Genomic DNA, 18,202 nt, shown 5'->3' with positions numbered 1-18,202 from the left:
TGTCGAAGTCTGAAGCTTCACCGTATATAGTAACCTTAATTCTCTCTTTTGTTCTTTCTGATTTATATCCTAAAAGTTAGGGAATCAAACTTAAGCCGTATATAATTTATTGCTAATTCTAGCATACTTACGAAAGTCCTCGCGGACTTTCTATTCGGTTTTTATTTGCTAAATTAAGTGTTAAACCACGCAACAAACCATATACAAACACGTTAGGCACAAGCTCAAAAAATAAAGTTGGAATTTCAATATTATATACACGAAGACACATTTAGTACGAACAAACAAGGCTTGAAAGTTGGTACTACAATATCAAAGGTTCCCATCATTTACCAAATCAAGTATGCAGAAGATAAAGATGAAGGACCATTTAAAGACATCCCAAGTCTTCGAAAAGATTCCAAAATCTTTCAAAAACTTCTAATAACAAATCCAAAAAGGGCTCAACAGATTTGTTTGGAAAAGAATATCCACGTGATGAAAGATTTCGCCCTTACAAATGAAAATACTCGTGTTTCACCTGACTTTATAGAATTGATAGAACATTGTAGTAAAGGGAAAATTAAAAATCGTAGAATTACTGGAATTCATTTTTACGATAAAGAATTAGTAAAAATTAAAAAAGTTTTTAAAAAGAATAAGTTCGGAGTATTTGAAGCCAAAATAGAGTTTTATGACTCTGAGATGAATAGATGGACAAAAAAGGAAAAACCTAGCACATTCTTCCCTTTAACATGGACTTACAATAAGTTATTCCATGAATGTTTATTTGCGGTAAAAAATAAAAATAAAAAGTTTGGGACTTTAAACGTTTATAAGTCTAAAACGGAATCTGGAATCAAGGTTGAAATTATAATTAAAAACGGACTACTAAAATCAATTTACCCCTTGATATAAAAGCCTGTGCCTAACACAACCTAAACGTAATGCGGACTTTAGGGCAAAACCGAAAGGTCTGTGTATACCTGCCTACCGGCAGGCAGGTTTATAAAAACGCTAATCCCGATAGCTATCGGGAATGGGTTTAGCTTTAGAAAAGAAAAAAATAAATCAAAACAATAAGCTTTAGCTTCGTGCGCAGACGTAAACGAAAGGTATCCATACTAACCGGACTGAGCTTAGAACCAAACATAAGAGCAGAAACGTTGTATACAATATCCAAAAAAATCGTAATCCAAAAGAAAAGCTATATTATAGAATGAAATTAAAAAGGAGCCTATTCTGTCTTGTCATTATAATTTGTATTTCATCTTGTAGAACTTTATCTATTCCCAATGATAAAACATTAGATAATATTGTATTGGTTACGGGTGATACACTGTACGGAAAGGTTGATTATTTCAAAGAGCAATATGTATTTAGTGAATTTTACAAAAAAATAAGGCTTACAGACACTAATGGAAGAAAAAGAAGATTTAAACGAAAAAAGGTGCTTTCTTACAGAGTAGATGGATATGATTATGAAAGCTTTAAACTAGATCAGGAAACTAAACTATTTAGGAATGGTCGTTATCTTGACACCAAATATTATATTAACCCTAATAGTGTTCAATACTTTTTAAAAGTAATTACGAAAGGAAAATTATCACTTTATGAATTGGAATGGATAGACCACGACAATAATGACCTAAGGTCTGTTGATTTAATTAAGAAAGCTGAGGACAGATTCTTCACACCTGCAAATAGTATGCTAGGTCATGTAGCGAAAAAAACAGTTAGTCGCTACTTATCTGACTGTCCAGAAATTGAGAAAAAAATAATGGAAAAAGACTTTAAATATGTTTTCCAAGTAGTAGATTTTTACAATAAAAACTGTCAATAAAAATGATTGGCTTTTCTGTTAATCCTATAACTTTTAAGAAAAAATATAGTGTTAAACAACGTATGTAGCTCATAGTTAATCAGTTGATTAATCGAAGTTAAGGCGCATTTGCAAGTCCGCCAAATTTTTTAATTTGGTTTATTGAAAAGAAAAAGTAATAAGAAAATTAAAAAATTCGGCTCGTGCTTACCCGAAAAGTTATCGCTAACTTACACGCTACGAGCTATATACACAATACCGTTAAAGTTAAAACTAATAACTTACAAACCGTTAATTTGAATTTATACGATTACGTTAAAAGAAGAAATGGTGTTCCATTAGGGAACAGCGATTCATTTCGTAATATGTTAAGTCGTTCTCTCGGGGCAGGAAAATTTTCAATATTCTGGCACTATTGGAATCCGGTTTGGGGCTTCTATCTAGGTAAATATATATTCAAACCACTTAAATTCATCTTACCCTCGGCATTATCACTGATAATCACTTTTGCCTTCTGTGGCTTAGTACATGATCTAGTTATTATGCTACTAAAACGAAAATTTATTCTATTGCTGACTCCATGGTTTCTATTTATGGGTATTGTATTAATTATAAGTGATTATTTAAAAATTGATTACTCAAAATTTTCGTGGGTAGTTAGAGCAAGTATAAACTTAGCAATCATATTCAGTTGCTTATTTCTAGCTTACCAAATAAAAATTTACACGTAAGGTTGAGCGTTAAAATTAAATAACCCCATCCTTTCCAAAAAAGAAGATGAAAAAGAGCAATCATTTTAGCTAATGGCAAAAAGAGAAACAAATAATTTCAACTTCCGTAAATACGCTAAGCAAAATACATTACAATAATAAAACTACGATTTGAGTAAACGCAAAAAAATATTTGAACTATCTGTTCTAGGCGTCTTATCAATAATTTATCTTATAGTAATATGGGGCAGGTTTAAATCGGCAAAATATTAAACTTGAAAAAACCATAGAACTTCAAGGTGTCGTGACTCACAAAGGAATTGATAACCATTTAAACACTTATAGAAAAAAAACGAAATGTTTCTATATAAAACTAAATAACCTTGACTACAAGGTTGGCGTAAAAAGATGGTTTAAAGGTTATAAAAACCTTTCTTTCAGTATCAATATAGGTGATACACTTACCATAAATTACTTTGACACCTACCTACCGTATGAAAATATTAATACCGATTTAGTACAAGTTAAAAAACAAAAGGTACTTATTTTTAAAAAAAGATGAATATGAAGAGGGTCAAATTGTATTTGTATATGTTGGAATACTCGGATTGATTGTGAACTTTTTACTTGTGCTATCAATTGACAAAGAGGAAAGCTTAGCTACTACAGGTTGAATTATTGTAAATTACCAGAACTATAAACCACAAACCAAAAATGAAAAACTTCTATTTTACCTTCTTGGCTATTTTCTCTCTATCGTTCACTATACATTCTCAAACGCTAGATACATTAGTAGATATTGGTGGCTATAATATGCATTTCAATATTATGAAAGGTGAAGGAACTCCCATTCTGTTTGAAGCCGGTGGAGGAGATGATAGTTCTGTTTGGGCACCTATTTTAGAAAGAATACACAAAGTTACTGGTACAACTCTAATTACGTATGACAGATCAGGTTTCGGACAAAGTGAATTGAATTCAACATTAAAGAACGACTCAGATTTCGGAATTGAAAACGGAATAAAGGAATTAGAAACCGGACTTGCAAAATTGGGATACGATGATGATATTATTTTAGTATCACATTCCTACGGCGGACTTTACAATCTACTATACGCAAATAAACATCCGAAGAAAGTTAAATCGATTATTTTAATAGATGCTACTCTTAGTAATTTCTGGAATGAAGATTTCTTAGCCATGAGAGATATGTTTGTTGACATAAATACCATACCAAAAGGCACTGGCGATTATTATCTGAATTTCAATTACAATGAAATTATGCGTTCCTTAAGAAATACACAGTTTCCTGAAAACATTACTATAACAAATATTTTTCCAGATAAATCTGCTCCAGTATATCCAGAAGAATATTCTAATAGATGGAAAAAAGTCCATGTAGATTTAGGCGAGCAAAACAATAATATAACTAACATTATAGCTAAAAGCAGTGGTCATGCTATATTTCAAGATAATCCTGCATTAGTTATCAACGCCATCATTAAGACCTATTCAGAAACATTAGATAAAAACCAACAATATGCGGTCTTACTAAAAGCATTAGATAATGCTATGGAGTTATCAATTGAAACAAAGGTTCATAATCGATCAGAATATGATTTAAATGCATTGGGCTATTCATTTTTACAAACGCAAGAATTAGACAAGGCTCTTGACATATTTAAAGCAACTACCCTATTATTTCCAGAAAGTGCAAATGCATATGATAGTTATGGTGAAGCTTTGTTGATGGCAGATAAAAAAACAGAAGCTATTGCAATGTATGAAAAATCTATCGCGTTAAACCCTGATAATGAACATGGGAAAGAGGTGCTATTGAAATTGAAATCAAAAGAATAATCAAGTAAATAAGTTTGAGAGCATAAATCACAAACAAATCATCCAAAATCAAATTATAACCTCAATTGCGTTTCACTCAACAAATGACCTTTAAAGACGTTTGCTAAATTCAACTTAAACCATTAACTATCATGTATAAAAAAGTAATTATCGTTATCGTTTTAATGATTGCATTTGTAAAAACGAGTACCGCTCAAGAATTACAAACACAAGTAAAAGCAATCAATGAATTTATAGAGGGGCATAGTGAAGGCAACAGAAATTATTATGCAAAAATTAATGCAACGCAAGGCAATATTTACTTCTTTAATGGACTTCAACATTCAACGATGCTTACTTTCTCTGTATTGAAAATGGACGCTGATAATATAAAAATCACCAAAAAAGGACTCACATTCTATCCAAAAGAAAAGGGCTTGGTCGTGCTTAAAAACTTTTCAACTTTTGCTCCTAAAAACATTGGTACAGCTTGGCTTATTATTATAAAAATGAGTAAGAAAGATAAAATGGAACTACAAGCAATGATGAAGAAGTTCATTATAGATTATCAAACTGCCATGAAATAATAGCTTCTAATCAAACGACTGTATAGTAAAGGAAAAGCCCTAAGAATATACCTTAGGGCTTTTTGTTATGTTTGGTTTTGGCAATTATTTACCGCCGTCTAATTTATCTTGTAATACTTTCAATTTATCCCAATCACCAGAAGCAGCTAATTTAGCTTGCTTTGGCCATGAACCAGGTTTGTGCATGGTATAACGTGGTCCGGCTTCTTTTAGAATTCCTTCAAGTGTTTTTACAGACGCACCCGCTAATTTTGCAAAGGTTCCAATACCTTGATTAGTTAAGATAGATGCAATTTTTGGTCCGATACCTTCAATCTTTTTTAAATCATCATTTTTAGCTTTGGCAGTAGATTTTTTTACTGCAGCCTTTTTAACTGCTGGTTTCTTTTTTGCCGGCAAAGCAGTTAAATCTACAACGCTATTATCAATACCCGAATACGGTGAAGGCACATACGCATCTGCAGCATGATCATTGAACCAACCCTTATCTTCGCTCAAATATCTAAACTCGTAACGTTTTCCTGTTTCAAGTTTTATGCTTTTTACATAAGACCCGTTCTTTTTTTCCATTCGGTAAGAACTATCGTTTGTTTGCCAATCATTGAAGTCTCCCAATAATATAACATTTGCTACGCTCGGAGCTTCATTTTCCCCAACAGTAAACGTAACGGTAGTATGCGTACCCTTTCCTTTTGTCACTTTTGTTAATGCCATTTTCTGTAGTGTTTTAATTCTAGATAAAAGTTACATAGAAATTACTCATTTTCAAAAGTTTGCACTAAGTAATTAGAATATTTTACCAATAAGTTAAGGTTTTGACTGCCCGTAAATTTTTTTATTAAAAGGCACGGAAACATATTATTAATTCTCTGTTATGATTATAGTTACTTTTAGAGAAAGAATTAAATAGTGTTAACGATAGCTCAGAAAAATAACAATTTATTTACTTCAATATAATTTTTATATCGTAATATTGCAATGAAACAATTAAATGAAAGAATGGGATTAGCAAAAACGGAAATGTTTACCGATGAACAGAACAAGATTTCTCTGTTCGCCAAAGTATTTGGTCACCCAGCACGCGTTGCCATTTTACAATATCTATTTAAACTAGACAGCTGTATTTGTGGAGATTTGGTGAATGAAATAGGCCTCGCCCAACCTACCATCTCTCAACACTTGAAAGAACTAAAACAATTAGGTCTTATAAAAGGTAATGTAGAAGGCACCAGTGTTTGCTATTGTATAAATAAAGATAACTGGTCTAACATGAAAGATATCATGATTGAATTTTTAGATCAAGATATTTCAAATACAGATTGTTGCTAAAAAAATTTACTTCCATTTATCGCATTATTACGATTAATAAATAATATATAATTTAAAATTAAGATTATGAAACTATCAAAAATTAAAAAACATTTAGCTGAATTAGAAACTATAGCCTTTTTATTACCAAATGGTGAACTGGTACCAAATCACTTTCATGTAACAGAGGTTGGTAAAATAACCAAGAATTTTATCGATTGTGGTGGTACGGTCCGAAATGAAGAAGTCGTAAATTTTCAATTATGGAATGCAAATGATTACGACCACAGGTTACACCCAGAAAAATTGATAAATATTATTGAATTATCTGAGAAGGTATTGGGTATAGAAGATTTAGAAATTGAAGTAGAATACCAAGGACAAACGATAGAGAAATTCGGACTCGATTTTGACGGTTCAAATTTCGTATTAACATCGAAACAAACAGATTGTTTGGCTAAAGACAACTGTGGTATACCTGCAGAAAAACCAAAAATAAAACTTGCTGAAATCAATAACGAACCTTGTTGCGCACCTGACGGAAACTGCTGTTAACATAACAATAAACATTATAAAGAATGATAACTACAAAAACCAATATGTTACCAAAAATTGAGAATTTAATCAAAGAATTAGATCCTGATTCAATTACGTCAGAACGTAAAATTGTTTTACAGCCCTTGGTAGATTTTATAAAAGAGAAAACTACTAATGACCAAGAAATTAGAATAAACTTCATTTGCACACATAACTCCAGAAGAAGTCACCTATCTCAGGTATGGGCACAGACCATGGCAAATTATTACGGCATTAAAAATGTGTATTGCTACTCAGGCGGCACCGAAGCAACGGCGTTATTTCCTATGGTTGCAGAGACATTAAAAAATCAAGGATTTCAGATTCAAAAGTTATCCGATACAAGCAATCCTGTGTATGCTATCAAGTTCTCTGAGAATGAGCATCCGGTAATTGGCTTTTCTAAATCATATGAAGATTCCTTTAATCCTACTTCTCAATTCGCTGCGGTAATGACATGTTCACAAGCAGATGGTGGTTGCCCTTTTATTGCTGGTGCAGAAAAGCGGGTTCCCATAACTTTTGAAGACCCAAAGGCATTTGACAACACGCCGCAGCAAGCAGAAAAATATGCTGAAAGGAGTATACAGATCGCTACTGAATTGTTTTACATATTCTCACAAATTAAATAAAAATGGCATCTAAAAAACTAAGCTTTCTAGATAAAAATTTAACCTGGTGGATTTTTACTGCCATGGCACTTGGTGTGGGTATCGGTTATTTTGTACCATCTTTTCCAGACATCATCAATACATTCAATCGTGGCACTACGAACATTCCTATAGCTATTGGTTTAATTTTAATGATGTATCCGCCCTTGGCAAAGGTAAATTATGCGTTGCTGCCTAAGGTGTTCAGAAATACGAAGATTCTTTCGATCTCATTAATCTTAAATTGGATTATCGGTCCTGTTTTAATGTTCATACTTGCCATTACTTTTTTATCCGACTATCCAGAATATATGGTAGGTCTAATCTTAATAGGTTTGGCACGTTGTATAGCAATGGTATTGGTATGGAACGACCTTGCGGAAGGCAGCAGCGAATATGGCGCCGGCTTGGTTGCGCTGAATAGTATTTTTCAGGTATTTGCCTATAGCTTTTATGCATGGATATTCATTACCGTACTACCACCCTATTTCGGGTTTGAAGGTGCTATAGTAGATATATCAATTGGTACTATTGCAGAAAGTGTAGCCATCTATTTAGGCTTACCTTTTTTAATGGGAATATTAAGTAGGCTGATTTTAGTGAAATTAAAGGGTGAAGAATGGTATACTAACAAATTCATACCTGCAATTTCACCTATGACATTAATTGCGCTGTTATTTACAATAGTCATTATGTTTTCTCTTAAAGGCGAGCTTATTGTTGAAATACCAATGGATGTATTAATTATAGCAGTGCCATTATTGATTTATTTCACCTTAATGTTCATTATCGGATTTTTCTTTACCAAAGCAACAGGTGCCGAATATGATAAAACAGCTTCGGTAGCCTTTACCGCAGCCGGAAACAATTTTGAATTAGCCATAGCTGTGGCAATAGCAGTTTTCGGATTAAATTCTGGTCAGGCATTTGCTGGTGTTATTGGACCATTGGTAGAAGTACCAGCATTAATATTTTTGGTGAAAGTATCTTTTTGGCTAAAGAAAAAATACTTTGGTAGTTCTACCCCTAAAACAGCATAATTTAACTAGTTACAAACATCTTTTTTAAAAGGTCAGGATTAAAACCTGACCTTTTTTTATGGACTACAAAAATACTATTACAAGTCTAAAAAAACTTCATTACCAATTTATGTGTCAAAATCACCAATAAGTGTAAAATTACTGGCAACTACATTAATATCTTTACCGTTGCTTATAAGCATCAACTTACCTATCCTTTTAAGATAATGCGGTTACATCGATATACTATCTTTGAAAAAATTATTTCGAGATAGCACCTAGCTTATAAACACAAGAAGAAAAGGGCAAAGAAAATTTATATGATAATACAAATTATAAAAAATATAATGATAACCACTTTAATTATAATAGGTCTATTGGCCATATTTGTTCTCGCATTAACCAATCTCTACCCCAGTTTTGGTGGTAATAGCTCCGAAAGTCAAAAATTGACCTATGAACAATCACAACAATTTAGAGAAGGTAAATTTCGAAATGTGGAAGCAGTACCAAAAGATCTAGAGTTATCTGGCAAGCTAGGTTTGGCATATAAATTTTTCACTACTAAGGTCCCAAACGGTCGCCCTAAAGCCGATTTAATTCCTCAAAAAATAGATTCTATACATTTAGCCGATTATGACGGAGTAGCAAGAATGATATGGTTCGGTCATTCTTCTTTTTTATTGCAGATTGATGGAAAGAATATTTTAATCGACCCCATGTTCGGCGCAGTGGCAGCCCCTCACCCACTTTTAGGTGAAAAGCGATTTAATAAAGAATTCCCGATTTCGATTGATAAACTACCACAGATTGATGCGGTTATTTTTTCGCATGATCACTATGACCATTTAGATTATGAATCGGTTTTAAAGATCAAGGATAAAACAAATCATTTTTACACTCCACTAGGTGTTGGTAACCATTTGACCAAATGGGGAGTTTCTGATGCTAATATTACAGAAATGGATTGGTGGCAAGAGACACAGTTCGGTTCTTTAAAATTCGTCTGTACGCCGGCCCAGCATTTCTCTGGCAGAGGATTAAATAATGCTCAAAGCACCTTATGGAGCTCTTGGGTAATTACTTCTGAAAATGAAAACATATTTTTTAGCGGAGATAGTGGTTATGCCTCCCATTTTACAGAAATAGGAGAAAAATATGGACCTTTTGATCTTGCCTTGATGGAATGTGGCCAGTATAACGAAATGTGGTCTGATATTCATATGATGCCCGAAGAAACTGCTCAAGCCGGTATCGATGTCAAAGCAAAAAAAATAATGCCAATTCACTGGGCAGGTTTTAAACTTGCCTTACATGAATGGACCGACCCTATTAAAAGAGTTGAAGCAAAAGCGGTTGAATTGAATATTGAAGTAATTTCACCCCAAATAGGACAAGAGATTATAGTTAAAGACTCCGTAAACAACTACTCTGATTGGTGGAAGAGCTTATAATCTATACAGACAACTGCAAAGATTAGTACCGTTAAGAATAGGTTAAACATAATCAAAATCGATTTACATAGTATTTAAATAAGCATCTTTATGGTACGAAGTTGTTCTTTAAATTTGAATGCCATTAAAAACACTTATGATTTACTCATTTGGGCTTTTTAATGATGATTATTTTAAATCATTTTGGAAAAAATAAGGCACTACTTCGACTAAGGTTGCCTTTCATATTCATATTAAACGGACACTATGAAATTAGATGATAAAGTAGTAATTATAACCGGTGCATCTAGAGGCATTGGACAAGAAATCGCGTTTTGTATGCACAGCGACAAGGCAACTGATAAAGGCGCAAATTCACTTCAAATTATTTGCGCTATGCAAGAACAATTAGAAAGTACCTCAGGTAAAACCAAATCCGACCCACTTGCTTTCATAAGAAAGGTTCACTAAACTTTATAGCGAAATGGTTCAAAAAATATATGCGGACAATGACATAAAAAATTTGATGAAACAGGCCTAGTTCAATAAAAGATCGATTTTAGCCAATATTATTAATTCAGATTTATTATTCCCAGAGAATGAGCTTGTAATAGCCTTGGCCGTCTTTTTGGTCAATGATTTTATTTTATCAGAAAATGCATGCGGGTGAATTTCATAAAAATCTTTAAACTCATCAAAACATTCTTCACTACTTTTTTCAGTCTCCATTAGCACATCAAAAACAATCTCTATTTGGTTTGCGGCATCGGTACCATAGCGATCTGTAAAATCATCTATATACAACCAATCTTCTTTTACATACTCCTTAACTTTTTCCCATTCATTATTGTGTACGGTACCGTCAGATATAGCCACGGCATAAAATAATTTACCTAAATTTTCATAAAGTCCGTTCATTGTTTTCGCTGTATTTTCCATTTTACCTTGTTTTAGTTACATACCCAGTAAAAATAAAAAGTTGGGTGCGGTTTTTATATGATAATAATCAGTAGTAATCTATATATTTGATATATGCAGGATTTTCAGGAAAATAGTGACATTTTTAATTTACTTTCAGAAGGTGTTTCTGAAGGTATTATAGTGGTAAATGCCGACCAAATAATTGTAGCTACCAATACATCGTCTCAGCAAATGTTTGGCTATGAAAAAGAGGAACTAATTGGCAAGCCTTTAGATATTCTTATTCCCAAAAGATACCATGCAGGTCATGATGCTCATGTAGAGAATTTTATTGCTAAAAGTGATAAGCGTCAAATGGGACATGGCAGAAATTTATATGGAATCTGTAAAAATGGAAAAGAGTTTCCTGTAGAGGCAGGTTTAAATCCGTTTGAGTTTTATGGCGCAACTTATGTAATGGCATTGGTAATAGACATTACAGAGCGTAAAAACAAAGAAGAAGAACTAAGCCATTGGGCCCGTATTTTTGATGAGTCATTAAATGAAATTTTTGTATTCGATGCCGAAACCTACAAGTTCTTAAATGTAAACAAAGAAGCACAAAGAAATATTGGCTACTCAATTGATGAGCTTTATGAAATGACCCCGGTAGATATAAAACCGGAAATAGATATTCCTCAGTTCGAAAATTTAATATCACCCTTATTAAAAAATGAGACCGCCAAAGTTAAATTTGAAACTAGACATGGTAGAAAAGATGGAACTACGTACCCCGTTGAAGTTCATCTTCAATTATCAAATTTAGGTGACAAGAATGTTTTTGTAGCTTTTATTTTAGATATCACAGAAAGAAATAATTATACAGAAAATTTAGAGAACATAGTTGAAGAACGCACCCATCAGCTCACAGAGGCTCTTGCCGTAGAAAAAGAACTCAATGAATTGAAAACACGATTCTTGTCACTTGTATCTCATGAGTTTAAAACTCCGCTAAGTAGTATTTTAACATCCATTACTTTACTAGGAAAATATACCGAAACAGAACAACAACCAAAAAGAGATAAGCACGTAACCACCATAAAAAACAAGGTAAAATATTTAGATACCATTCTCAATGATTTTCTATCTGTAGAACGCTTGGAATCTGGTAAAGTAAACTATAAAATTGAAGAATTTCCGCTAAGTAAAATTGTAAATGAAGTAGTATATAATTCTAACATGTTACTTAAATCTGGACAACAGATTCGCTACCCAGAAAATATTGATGAAGTAAACATCCAATTCGATGAAAAGACTTTAGAATTAGCATTATCTAATTTAATACACAATGCCATAAAATATTCTCCTGAAGAATCTACTATTGATATTAAAGTAGAAATTGAAACTACTGGATACGCCATTAAAGTAATAGATGAAGGAATCGGTATACCAGAAGAGGAGCAAAAACATATTTTTAATCGTTATTTTAGAGCAGAGAACGCTTTATTGACACAAGGCACGGGAATAGGTTTAAATATTGCAAAACAGCATATTGAAAACTTAGGCGGCAGTCTTGAATTTTCAAGTGTGGAAAACAAAGGATCAACATTTATTCTTTATATACCGAAACTAAAAACCAACTAAAAGATGAAAAGAATTTTATTGATTGAGGACGACAAAGCCTTACGCGAGAATACTGAAGAACTTTTAGAATTAGCCGATTACGATGTAATCACGGCATCAAACGGTAAAATTGGTATTGAAGCTGCCATAGAGAAAATACCAGACCTGATCATCTGTGATATTATGATGCCAGAGGTTGACGGGTATGGAGTTTTAGAAAATCTCTCGAACAACGAAAAAACAAAACAAATACCTTTCATTTTCTTATCTGCAAAAACAGAACATAAAGAAATTAGAAAAGGAATGGATTTGGGTGCAGATGATTATCTAACCAAACCTTTTGAAGAAGAAGACCTAATGAGTGCCGTAGAGAGTAGATTGGCAAAAGCTGAACTTCTGGTACGTATGCAAGATGAAACTTCAAAAGAACATGGTGTTTCAGAAAATGAAATGCGTACCATTCATGAACTTAAAAATTTTTTTGATGATAATGGTGAGCTCATAAACTTTAAACAAGGAGAGAACATATATGAAGAAGGTTCTCGCTCAAACAAAATTTACCTTGTTTTAAAAGGACTCGTTAAATGTTACAGTATGGATTCTGATGGTAAAGAATTAATAACATCTTTAGCTAAAGCAGATGACTTTTTGGGCTTTACTTCATTTTTAAACAATGTTCCTTACCAAGAATCTGCTACTGCTTTAGAGAATGTCGAATTAGCAGGTATATCAAAAGAAAGCCTAAAAGACATACTCAACGAGAACAAAACCATTTCATTAGAACTTATGGAGCTTTTATCAGAAAGCATCTCCAACATTAAAGCTCAACTACTACAAATGGCATATAGTTCGGTTCGTAGAAAAACGGCACAAACCATATTGCAATTTGCCGATATTATGAATAGCAAAACAGATGAACCTATTAGAATTTCACGAAACGACCTTGCCAGTGTGGCCGGTATAGCTACTGAGAGTTTAATACGCACCTTATCTGGTTTTAAAAAAGAAGGCTTAATTTCTATTGAAGGTCGTAATATTAAAATAATAGAACTTAAAGCTTTACAATATGTAAATTAAACGATATCTGATAAATATCATTTATCGCGTTCCATCAACTTTTTACTTTTGTAAAGTAAGTCGATTGAATGAAAAACATTTTAATTCCCACAAATTTTTCAAGTAATTCATATAATGCGCTTGAATACGCCATAAATCTGTTCAATAATGAGCCGTGTACATTTTATATTTTGCATGTTGATGAATTAAGCAATTCAGACATTCATAGTAATTCTTTAATAGTAATAACTGCGCCAAAAAGAATCTCTGCAAAAGAAAAACTACAACTTCATGTTAAAGAAATATCAGAAGGTTTCAACAATCCTTCTCATCGATTTATTGCTTTAGAAGAGTATGGAAATCTAATAGACTTAGTAAAAAAAACGGTGGTCGATAAAAAAATAGATTTAATTGTAATGGGTACAAAAGGAGCTAAAGGATTAAAGGCTTCAATTATTGGCAGCAACACTGGTAACGTCATAACTAAAGTAGCTTGCAACGTTCTAGTTATACCTGAAAATACGCTAATAATAACACCCAGTAAAATTGCTTTTCCGACAGATTTCAACTTGTTCTACACTTATTCAATTTTAAATTCAATGACAGAAATCTTAGAGATTTCAAATGCAAAATTAGAAGTAATTCACATTACACTCTCTAGACCTACTTTTTCAAATTCTCAAGTTATCAATAAAGCATACCTACACGATTATTTAAAAGAAATTTTTACTGATGCCCATAGCTTTCAAAATATTCTAGGCGATAACATTAGAGATTCAATTTTAACTTATATCGCAGAAAACAAAATTGAAATGTTGACAATGGTCGCTAAAAACCTAAACTTATTTCAGCAAGTATTCTTTAACAACTCGGTTGAAGAATTAAGTCATCAAACTTCAATTCCATTATTTGTAATGCATGAGTAAAACTTTTTGAGCAGTACCTCGGTATACATTTAATTTGTTATGCAATAGCTAAAAAATATTATTGAACCTCTATTTCGCGATTGCATCAATAATTTAAGACATTCAGCTTTTTCAAAGAACATAAGAACGTATGTAATTAGCACTCAAAATCGTACTTTTGCAACTTTGCTATGAATACATGATTAATTTTGAAGAAAATATAGAAGTTAAGGGCGCACGCGTTCATAACCTTAAGAATATTGATGTTACCATTCCCCGAGACAAACTGGTTGTTATAACCGGTCTATCTGGTAGTGGTAAATCTTCGTTGGCTTTTGACACCATATACGCCGAAGGACAAAGACGTTATATTGAAACCTTCTCGGCTTATGCAAGACAATTTTTAGGAGGACTAGAAAGACCAGATGTTGATAAAATTGATGGTTTATCTCCTGTAATTGCAATAGAACAAAAGACCACATCGAAATCGCCAAGATCCACAGTAGGTACTATTACTGAAATTTATGATTTCTTAAGATTGCTTTTTGCCCGTGCAGCAGACGCGCATAGTTATAATACAGGCGAAAAAATGGTTAGTTATAGCGATGAACAAATTAAAAATTTGATTATTGAATCGTATAACGGGAAGAAAATAAACATACTTGCACCGGTAGTTAAATCTAGAAAGGGTCATTACCGTGAACTTTTCGAGCAAATTGCCAAACAAGGTTTTGTAAAAGTGCGAGTTGATGGTGAAGTAAAAGATATTGTTAAAGGCATGAAGGTGGATCGTTACAAGACCCACGATATAGAGATTGTCATCGATCGTTTAAAAGTAGTAGAAAGCGATGATTTTCATAAACGTTTATCTGAAACTATAAATACGGCCATGTATAGTGGCGACAATGTATTAATGGTTTTAGAAGAAGGTACCGATCTACCAAGATATTTCAGTAGAGATTTAATGTGCCCTTCAACGGGTATCTCCTATCCTAACCCAGAACCTAATACTTTTTCATTTAACTCACCAAAAGGCATGTGCCCCTATTGCAGTGGTTTAGGTCATGTCTATGAAGTAAATAAGAAGAAGATCTTCCCTAACAAGAAACTTTCTATTAAAGGTGGCGGTATAGCCCCATTAGGAGACTATAAAAAATCTTGGGCATTTAAACAGATCGAAACTATAGCAGAACGTTATAATTTTCAAATAACGGACCCCATAGAAACTATACCTGCTGAAGCCATAGAAATTCTTTTAAATGGCGGCAAAGAAAGTTTCGAAGTAGACTCTAAAACTTTAGGTGTAAAACGCACTTATAAAATTGATTATGAAGGAATTTCTAATTTCATAAAAAATCAGTTTGAAGAAGCTGCATCAACATCTATAAAGCGGTGGGCAAAAGAGTATATGGACAGAATTACGTGTCCGTCATGTACAGGTTTCCGTCTTAGAAAAGAATCGCTTTACTTTAAAATAGAAGATAAAAATATTGCAGAGTTAGCTAATTTAGACATTGTTGAACTAGCAGCTTTCTTTAATTGTTTAGACAAAAAACTTACTGGCAATCAGCTTAAAATAGCTGAAGAAATTATAAAAGAGATAAGTACTCGAATACAATTTTTACTAGATGTAGGTCTCGATTATTTATCACTGAACAGAAGCTCTAAATCGCTTTCTGGTGGTGAAGCACAACGTATTCGATTAGCTACCCAGATTGGATCGCAGTTGGTAGGTGTACTTTATATCTTAGATGAGCCAAGTATTGGTTTACACCAACGAGATAATGAACGATTGATTAAATCGTTGGAGTCTTTACGAGACATTGGCAACTCTGTGATCGTAGTCGAACATGACCGCGATATGATAGAAAGAGCAGATCATGTTATTGATATTGGTCCGAAGGCAGGTAAAAATGGTGGCGAGATTATTTCTCAGGGTACGCCAGAAGAATTGAAAAATGTGCATACCCTTACTGCCGATTATATGACCGGTGTAAAGGAAATTGAAGTCCCGAAAAATAGAAGACCTGGTAATGGCAAAGAAATAGTATTATCTGGTTGTACAGGTAATAACTTAAAAAACTTGACCGTCAAATTTCCTTTAGGTAAAATGATTGGCGTAACAGGAGTTTCAGGTAGTGGTAAATCTACCTTGATCAACGAAACACTTTACCCAATTATGAACGCTCATTATTTCAATGGCGTTAAAATACCGATGCCCTATAAAAAAATTACAGGGTTAGAGCATATCGATAAAGTTATCGATATCAATCAATCACCTATTGGTAGAACCCCAAGATCAAACCCAGCAACCTACACTGGTGTTTTCAGTGAAATACGTTCGCTGTTCGCAAAGACTACAGAAGCATCTATACGGGGCTATAAACCGGGTAGATTCAGTTTTAATGTAAAAGGTGGACGTTGTGAAACTTGTCAAGGTGGAGGATTACGTGTTATAGAAATGAACTTCTTACCAGATGTTTACGTTGAATGTGAAACATGTAACGGTAAAAGATTCAATAGAGAAACATTAGAAATACGCTATAAAGGCAAGTCCATTTCAGATGTTTTAGAAATGACCATTAACGAAGCAGTGTCATTTTTTGAACTTATTCCTAAAATACATCGTAAGTTAAAGACCATACAGGATGTTGGCTTAGGATATATTTCACTTGGACAGCAATCTACAACTCTTTCTGGTGGTGAGGCGCAACGAATAAAATTGGCTACCGAGCTTTCTAAAAGAGATACGGGCAATACGTTCTATATTTTAGATGAGCCCACAACCGGACTTCATTTTGAAGATATTAGGGTATTAATGGAAGTTTTGAATACTTTAGCTGACAAAGGAAATACCGTATTAGTTATTGAGCATAATATGGATGTAATTAAAATGGTAGATTACATTATAGATATTGGTTACGAAGGCGGACGCTCAGGTGGGCAGTTAGTAGCAAAAGGAACTCCCGAACAGGTTTCAAAAGACAAGAAAAGCTACACCGCAAAATTTTTAAAGAGAGAATTAAAGTAATTTTAGATAAAAATCTATCTAAAAGAATATAAAACAAAGAATGAGATCAGAAAAACATCATAAAGGCTGGAACGAAATAAAGACCAATGACTCTTGGGCGATTTTCAAGATAATGGGCGAGTTTGTCAATGGTTTTGAACGCATGAGCAAAATTGGACCATGTGTATCTATTTTTGGATCTGCCAGAACAAAAGAAGAAGACGCTTACTACAAGCTTGCAGTATCTATTGCAAAATCTATTGCAGAAGCTGGTTACGGAGTTATTACCGGTGGTGGACCAGGTATTATGGAAGCTGGTAACAGAGGTGCAAACCTAGCTGGTGGTACATCCGTAGGTTTAAACATTGACTTACCTTTTGAACAACATGACAATCCGTATATCGATAATGACAAGAGTTTAGATTTCGATTACTTCTTCGTAAGAAAAGTAATGTTCGTAAAATACTCTCAAGGCTTTGTAGTTATGCCTGGCGGATTCGGAACGTTAGATGAGCTATTTGAAGCCATCACATTAATACAGACACATAAAATAGGAAAATTCCCGATTATTTTAGTGGGCAGTGAATTCTGGACCGGACTTATGGATTGGATAAAAGGAACTATGCTTAAAATGGGAACTATTAGTCCTGAAGATTTAAATCTTATTAAAATAGTTGATACAGAAGAAGAGGTTGTTGAAATTATAGATTCATTTTACAAAGGACACAGCATGAGTCCTAATTTTTAATCCTCGCCTTGACACACAATTTAAAATTACTTTTCTA

At 33.3% G+C, this 18,202-nt stretch carries 17 protein-coding genes; 15 read left to right on the top strand and 2 right to left on the bottom strand.

The window, feature by feature from the left end; translation table 11 throughout:
• Nucleotides 1–291: 291 nt before the first annotated feature.
• The 4 genes from DFQ03_RS14425 to DFQ03_RS14405 all read left to right on the top strand — a co-directional run bounded on the left by DFQ03_RS14425 (nt 292) and on the right by DFQ03_RS14405 (nt 4,937).
• Nucleotides 292–897 (top strand): EndoU domain-containing protein, encoded by a 606-nt coding sequence (locus tag DFQ03_RS14425; protein WP_133673871.1) that lies wholly within the window; start codon nt 292–294, stop codon nt 895–897.
• A gap of 301 nt (nt 898–1,198) precedes the next feature.
• Complete coding sequence (locus DFQ03_RS14420; RefSeq protein ID WP_133673870.1) at nt 1,199–1,822, top strand: hypothetical protein; 624 nt, start codon at nt 1,199–1,201, stop codon at nt 1,820–1,822.
• Between the two features lie 1,403 nt (nt 1,823–3,225).
• Nucleotides 3,226–4,371 carry an alpha/beta fold hydrolase gene (locus DFQ03_RS14410; protein ID WP_133673869.1) on the top strand — a complete coding sequence of 382 codons (1,146 nt, stop codon included), beginning with the start codon at nt 3,226–3,228 and terminating at the stop codon, nt 4,369–4,371.
• Nucleotides 4,372–4,502: 131 nt separating this feature from the next.
• Nucleotides 4,503–4,937: a hypothetical protein gene (locus tag DFQ03_RS14405; protein ID WP_133673868.1), complete on the top strand. Its 435-nt coding sequence runs from the start codon at nt 4,503–4,505 to the stop codon at nt 4,935–4,937.
• 84 nt (nt 4,938–5,021) lie between these two features.
• On the opposite strand, the gene DFQ03_RS14400 is transcribed toward DFQ03_RS14405, so the two are convergent.
• The gene (locus DFQ03_RS14400) at nt 5,022–5,651 is read right to left on the bottom strand and encodes a helix-hairpin-helix domain-containing protein (RefSeq protein ID WP_133673867.1); all 630 of its coding nucleotides are present in this window, start codon (nt 5,649–5,651) and stop codon (nt 5,022–5,024) included.
• 285 nt (nt 5,652–5,936) lie between these two features.
• On the opposite strand from DFQ03_RS14400, the gene DFQ03_RS14395 reads away from it, so the two are divergent.
• From DFQ03_RS14395 to DFQ03_RS14370, 6 genes are all read left to right on the top strand, one after another.
• Nucleotides 5,937–6,266, top strand: a complete 330-nt coding sequence (locus DFQ03_RS14395) for an ArsR/SmtB family transcription factor (protein WP_133673893.1) — start codon at nt 5,937–5,939, stop codon at nt 6,264–6,266.
• Nucleotides 6,267–6,332: 66 nt separating this feature from the next.
• A complete protein-coding gene (locus DFQ03_RS14390; protein WP_133673866.1) occupies nt 6,333–6,800 on the top strand; it encodes a DUF6428 family protein in 468 nt (155 codons plus the stop codon).
• Between the two features lie 23 nt (nt 6,801–6,823).
• Nucleotides 6,824–7,453, top strand: a complete 630-nt coding sequence (locus DFQ03_RS14385; RefSeq protein ID WP_133673865.1) for an arsenate-mycothiol transferase ArsC — start codon at nt 6,824–6,826, stop codon at nt 7,451–7,453.
• 2 nt (nt 7,454–7,455) lie between these two features.
• Entirely contained in the window at nt 7,456–8,511 is a 1,056-nt protein-coding gene (arsB, locus tag DFQ03_RS14380; RefSeq protein WP_133673864.1) for an ACR3 family arsenite efflux transporter, read from the top strand.
• A gap of 326 nt (nt 8,512–8,837) precedes the next feature.
• Nucleotides 8,838–9,944 (top strand): MBL fold metallo-hydrolase, encoded by a 1,107-nt coding sequence (locus DFQ03_RS14375; protein WP_243834513.1) that lies wholly within the window; start codon nt 8,838–8,840, stop codon nt 9,942–9,944.
• A gap of 246 nt (nt 9,945–10,190) precedes the next feature.
• Nucleotides 10,191–10,394, top strand: a complete 204-nt coding sequence (locus DFQ03_RS14370; RefSeq protein ID WP_133673862.1) for an SDR family oxidoreductase — start codon at nt 10,191–10,193, stop codon at nt 10,392–10,394.
• Nucleotides 10,395–10,460: 66 nt separating this feature from the next.
• Here DFQ03_RS14370 and DFQ03_RS14365 read toward each other — a convergent pair whose 3' ends face one another.
• Entirely contained in the window at nt 10,461–10,862 is a 402-nt protein-coding gene (locus tag DFQ03_RS14365) for a hypothetical protein (RefSeq protein WP_166637478.1), read from the bottom strand.
• A gap of 93 nt (nt 10,863–10,955) precedes the next feature.
• On the opposite strand from DFQ03_RS14365, the gene DFQ03_RS14360 reads away from it, so the two are divergent.
• From DFQ03_RS14360 to DFQ03_RS14340, 5 genes are all read left to right on the top strand, one after another.
• Complete coding sequence (locus tag DFQ03_RS14360; RefSeq protein ID WP_133673861.1) at nt 10,956–12,467, top strand: sensor histidine kinase; 1,512 nt, start codon at nt 10,956–10,958, stop codon at nt 12,465–12,467.
• 3 nt (nt 12,468–12,470) lie between these two features.
• Entirely contained in the window at nt 12,471–13,523 is a 1,053-nt protein-coding gene (locus tag DFQ03_RS14355) for a response regulator (RefSeq protein ID WP_133673860.1), read from the top strand.
• Between the two features lie 68 nt (nt 13,524–13,591).
• A complete protein-coding gene (locus DFQ03_RS14350; RefSeq protein ID WP_133673859.1) occupies nt 13,592–14,428 on the top strand; it encodes a universal stress protein in 837 nt (278 codons plus the stop codon).
• A gap of 178 nt (nt 14,429–14,606) precedes the next feature.
• A complete protein-coding gene (uvrA, locus tag DFQ03_RS14345; protein ID WP_133673858.1) occupies nt 14,607–17,438 on the top strand; it encodes an excinuclease ABC subunit UvrA in 2,832 nt (943 codons plus the stop codon).
• A 40-nt stretch (nt 17,439–17,478) separates the two neighbouring features.
• On the top strand, nt 17,479–18,165 hold the full coding sequence (locus DFQ03_RS14340) for an LOG family protein (protein ID WP_133673857.1): 687 nt from the start codon (nt 17,479–17,481) through the stop codon (nt 18,163–18,165).
• Nucleotides 18,166–18,202: the final 37 nt, after the last annotated feature.

The organism is Maribacter caenipelagi (assembly GCF_004364175.1).
In the GTDB taxonomy this organism is placed as follows: Bacteria; Bacteroidota; Bacteroidia; order Flavobacteriales; family Flavobacteriaceae; genus Maribacter; species Maribacter caenipelagi.
This window is presented reverse-complemented; position numbering and strand designations above follow the sequence as displayed.

What these genes read in the sequence shown, in the direction of transcription:
- DFQ03_RS14420 (WP_133673870.1), top strand. Translation starts at nt 1,199, where the DNA reads ATGAAATTAAAAAGGAGCCTATTCTGTCTTGTCATTATAATTTGTATT.
- DFQ03_RS14410 (WP_133673869.1), top strand. Translation starts at nt 3,226, where the DNA reads ATGAAAAACTTCTATTTTACCTTCTTGGCTATTTTCTCTCTATCGTTC.
- DFQ03_RS14405 (WP_133673868.1), top strand. Translation starts at nt 4,503, where the DNA reads ATGTATAAAAAAGTAATTATCGTTATCGTTTTAATGATTGCATTTGTA.
- DFQ03_RS14400 (WP_133673867.1), bottom strand. Translation starts at nt 5,651, where the DNA reads ATGGCATTAACAAAAGTGACAAAAGGAAAGGGTACGCATACTACCGTT.
- DFQ03_RS14395 (WP_133673893.1), top strand. Translation starts at nt 5,937, where the DNA reads ATGGGATTAGCAAAAACGGAAATGTTTACCGATGAACAGAACAAGATT.
- DFQ03_RS14390 (WP_133673866.1), top strand. Translation starts at nt 6,333, where the DNA reads ATGAAACTATCAAAAATTAAAAAACATTTAGCTGAATTAGAAACTATA.
- DFQ03_RS14385 (WP_133673865.1), top strand. Translation starts at nt 6,824, where the DNA reads ATGATAACTACAAAAACCAATATGTTACCAAAAATTGAGAATTTAATC.
- arsB (WP_133673864.1), top strand. Translation starts at nt 7,456, where the DNA reads ATGGCATCTAAAAAACTAAGCTTTCTAGATAAAAATTTAACCTGGTGG.
- DFQ03_RS14375 (WP_243834513.1), top strand. Translation starts at nt 8,838, where the DNA reads ATGATAACCACTTTAATTATAATAGGTCTATTGGCCATATTTGTTCTC.
- DFQ03_RS14370 (WP_133673862.1), top strand. Translation starts at nt 10,191, where the DNA reads ATGAAATTAGATGATAAAGTAGTAATTATAACCGGTGCATCTAGAGGC.
- DFQ03_RS14365 (WP_166637478.1), bottom strand. Translation starts at nt 10,862, where the DNA reads ATGGAAAATACAGCGAAAACAATGAACGGACTTTATGAAAATTTAGGT.
- DFQ03_RS14360 (WP_133673861.1), top strand. Translation starts at nt 10,956, where the DNA reads ATGCAGGATTTTCAGGAAAATAGTGACATTTTTAATTTACTTTCAGAA.
- DFQ03_RS14355 (WP_133673860.1), top strand. Translation starts at nt 12,471, where the DNA reads ATGAAAAGAATTTTATTGATTGAGGACGACAAAGCCTTACGCGAGAAT.
- DFQ03_RS14350 (WP_133673859.1), top strand. Translation starts at nt 13,592, where the DNA reads ATGAAAAACATTTTAATTCCCACAAATTTTTCAAGTAATTCATATAAT.
- uvrA (WP_133673858.1), top strand. Translation starts at nt 14,607, where the DNA reads ATGATTAATTTTGAAGAAAATATAGAAGTTAAGGGCGCACGCGTTCAT.
- DFQ03_RS14340 (WP_133673857.1), top strand. Translation starts at nt 17,479, where the DNA reads ATGAGATCAGAAAAACATCATAAAGGCTGGAACGAAATAAAGACCAAT.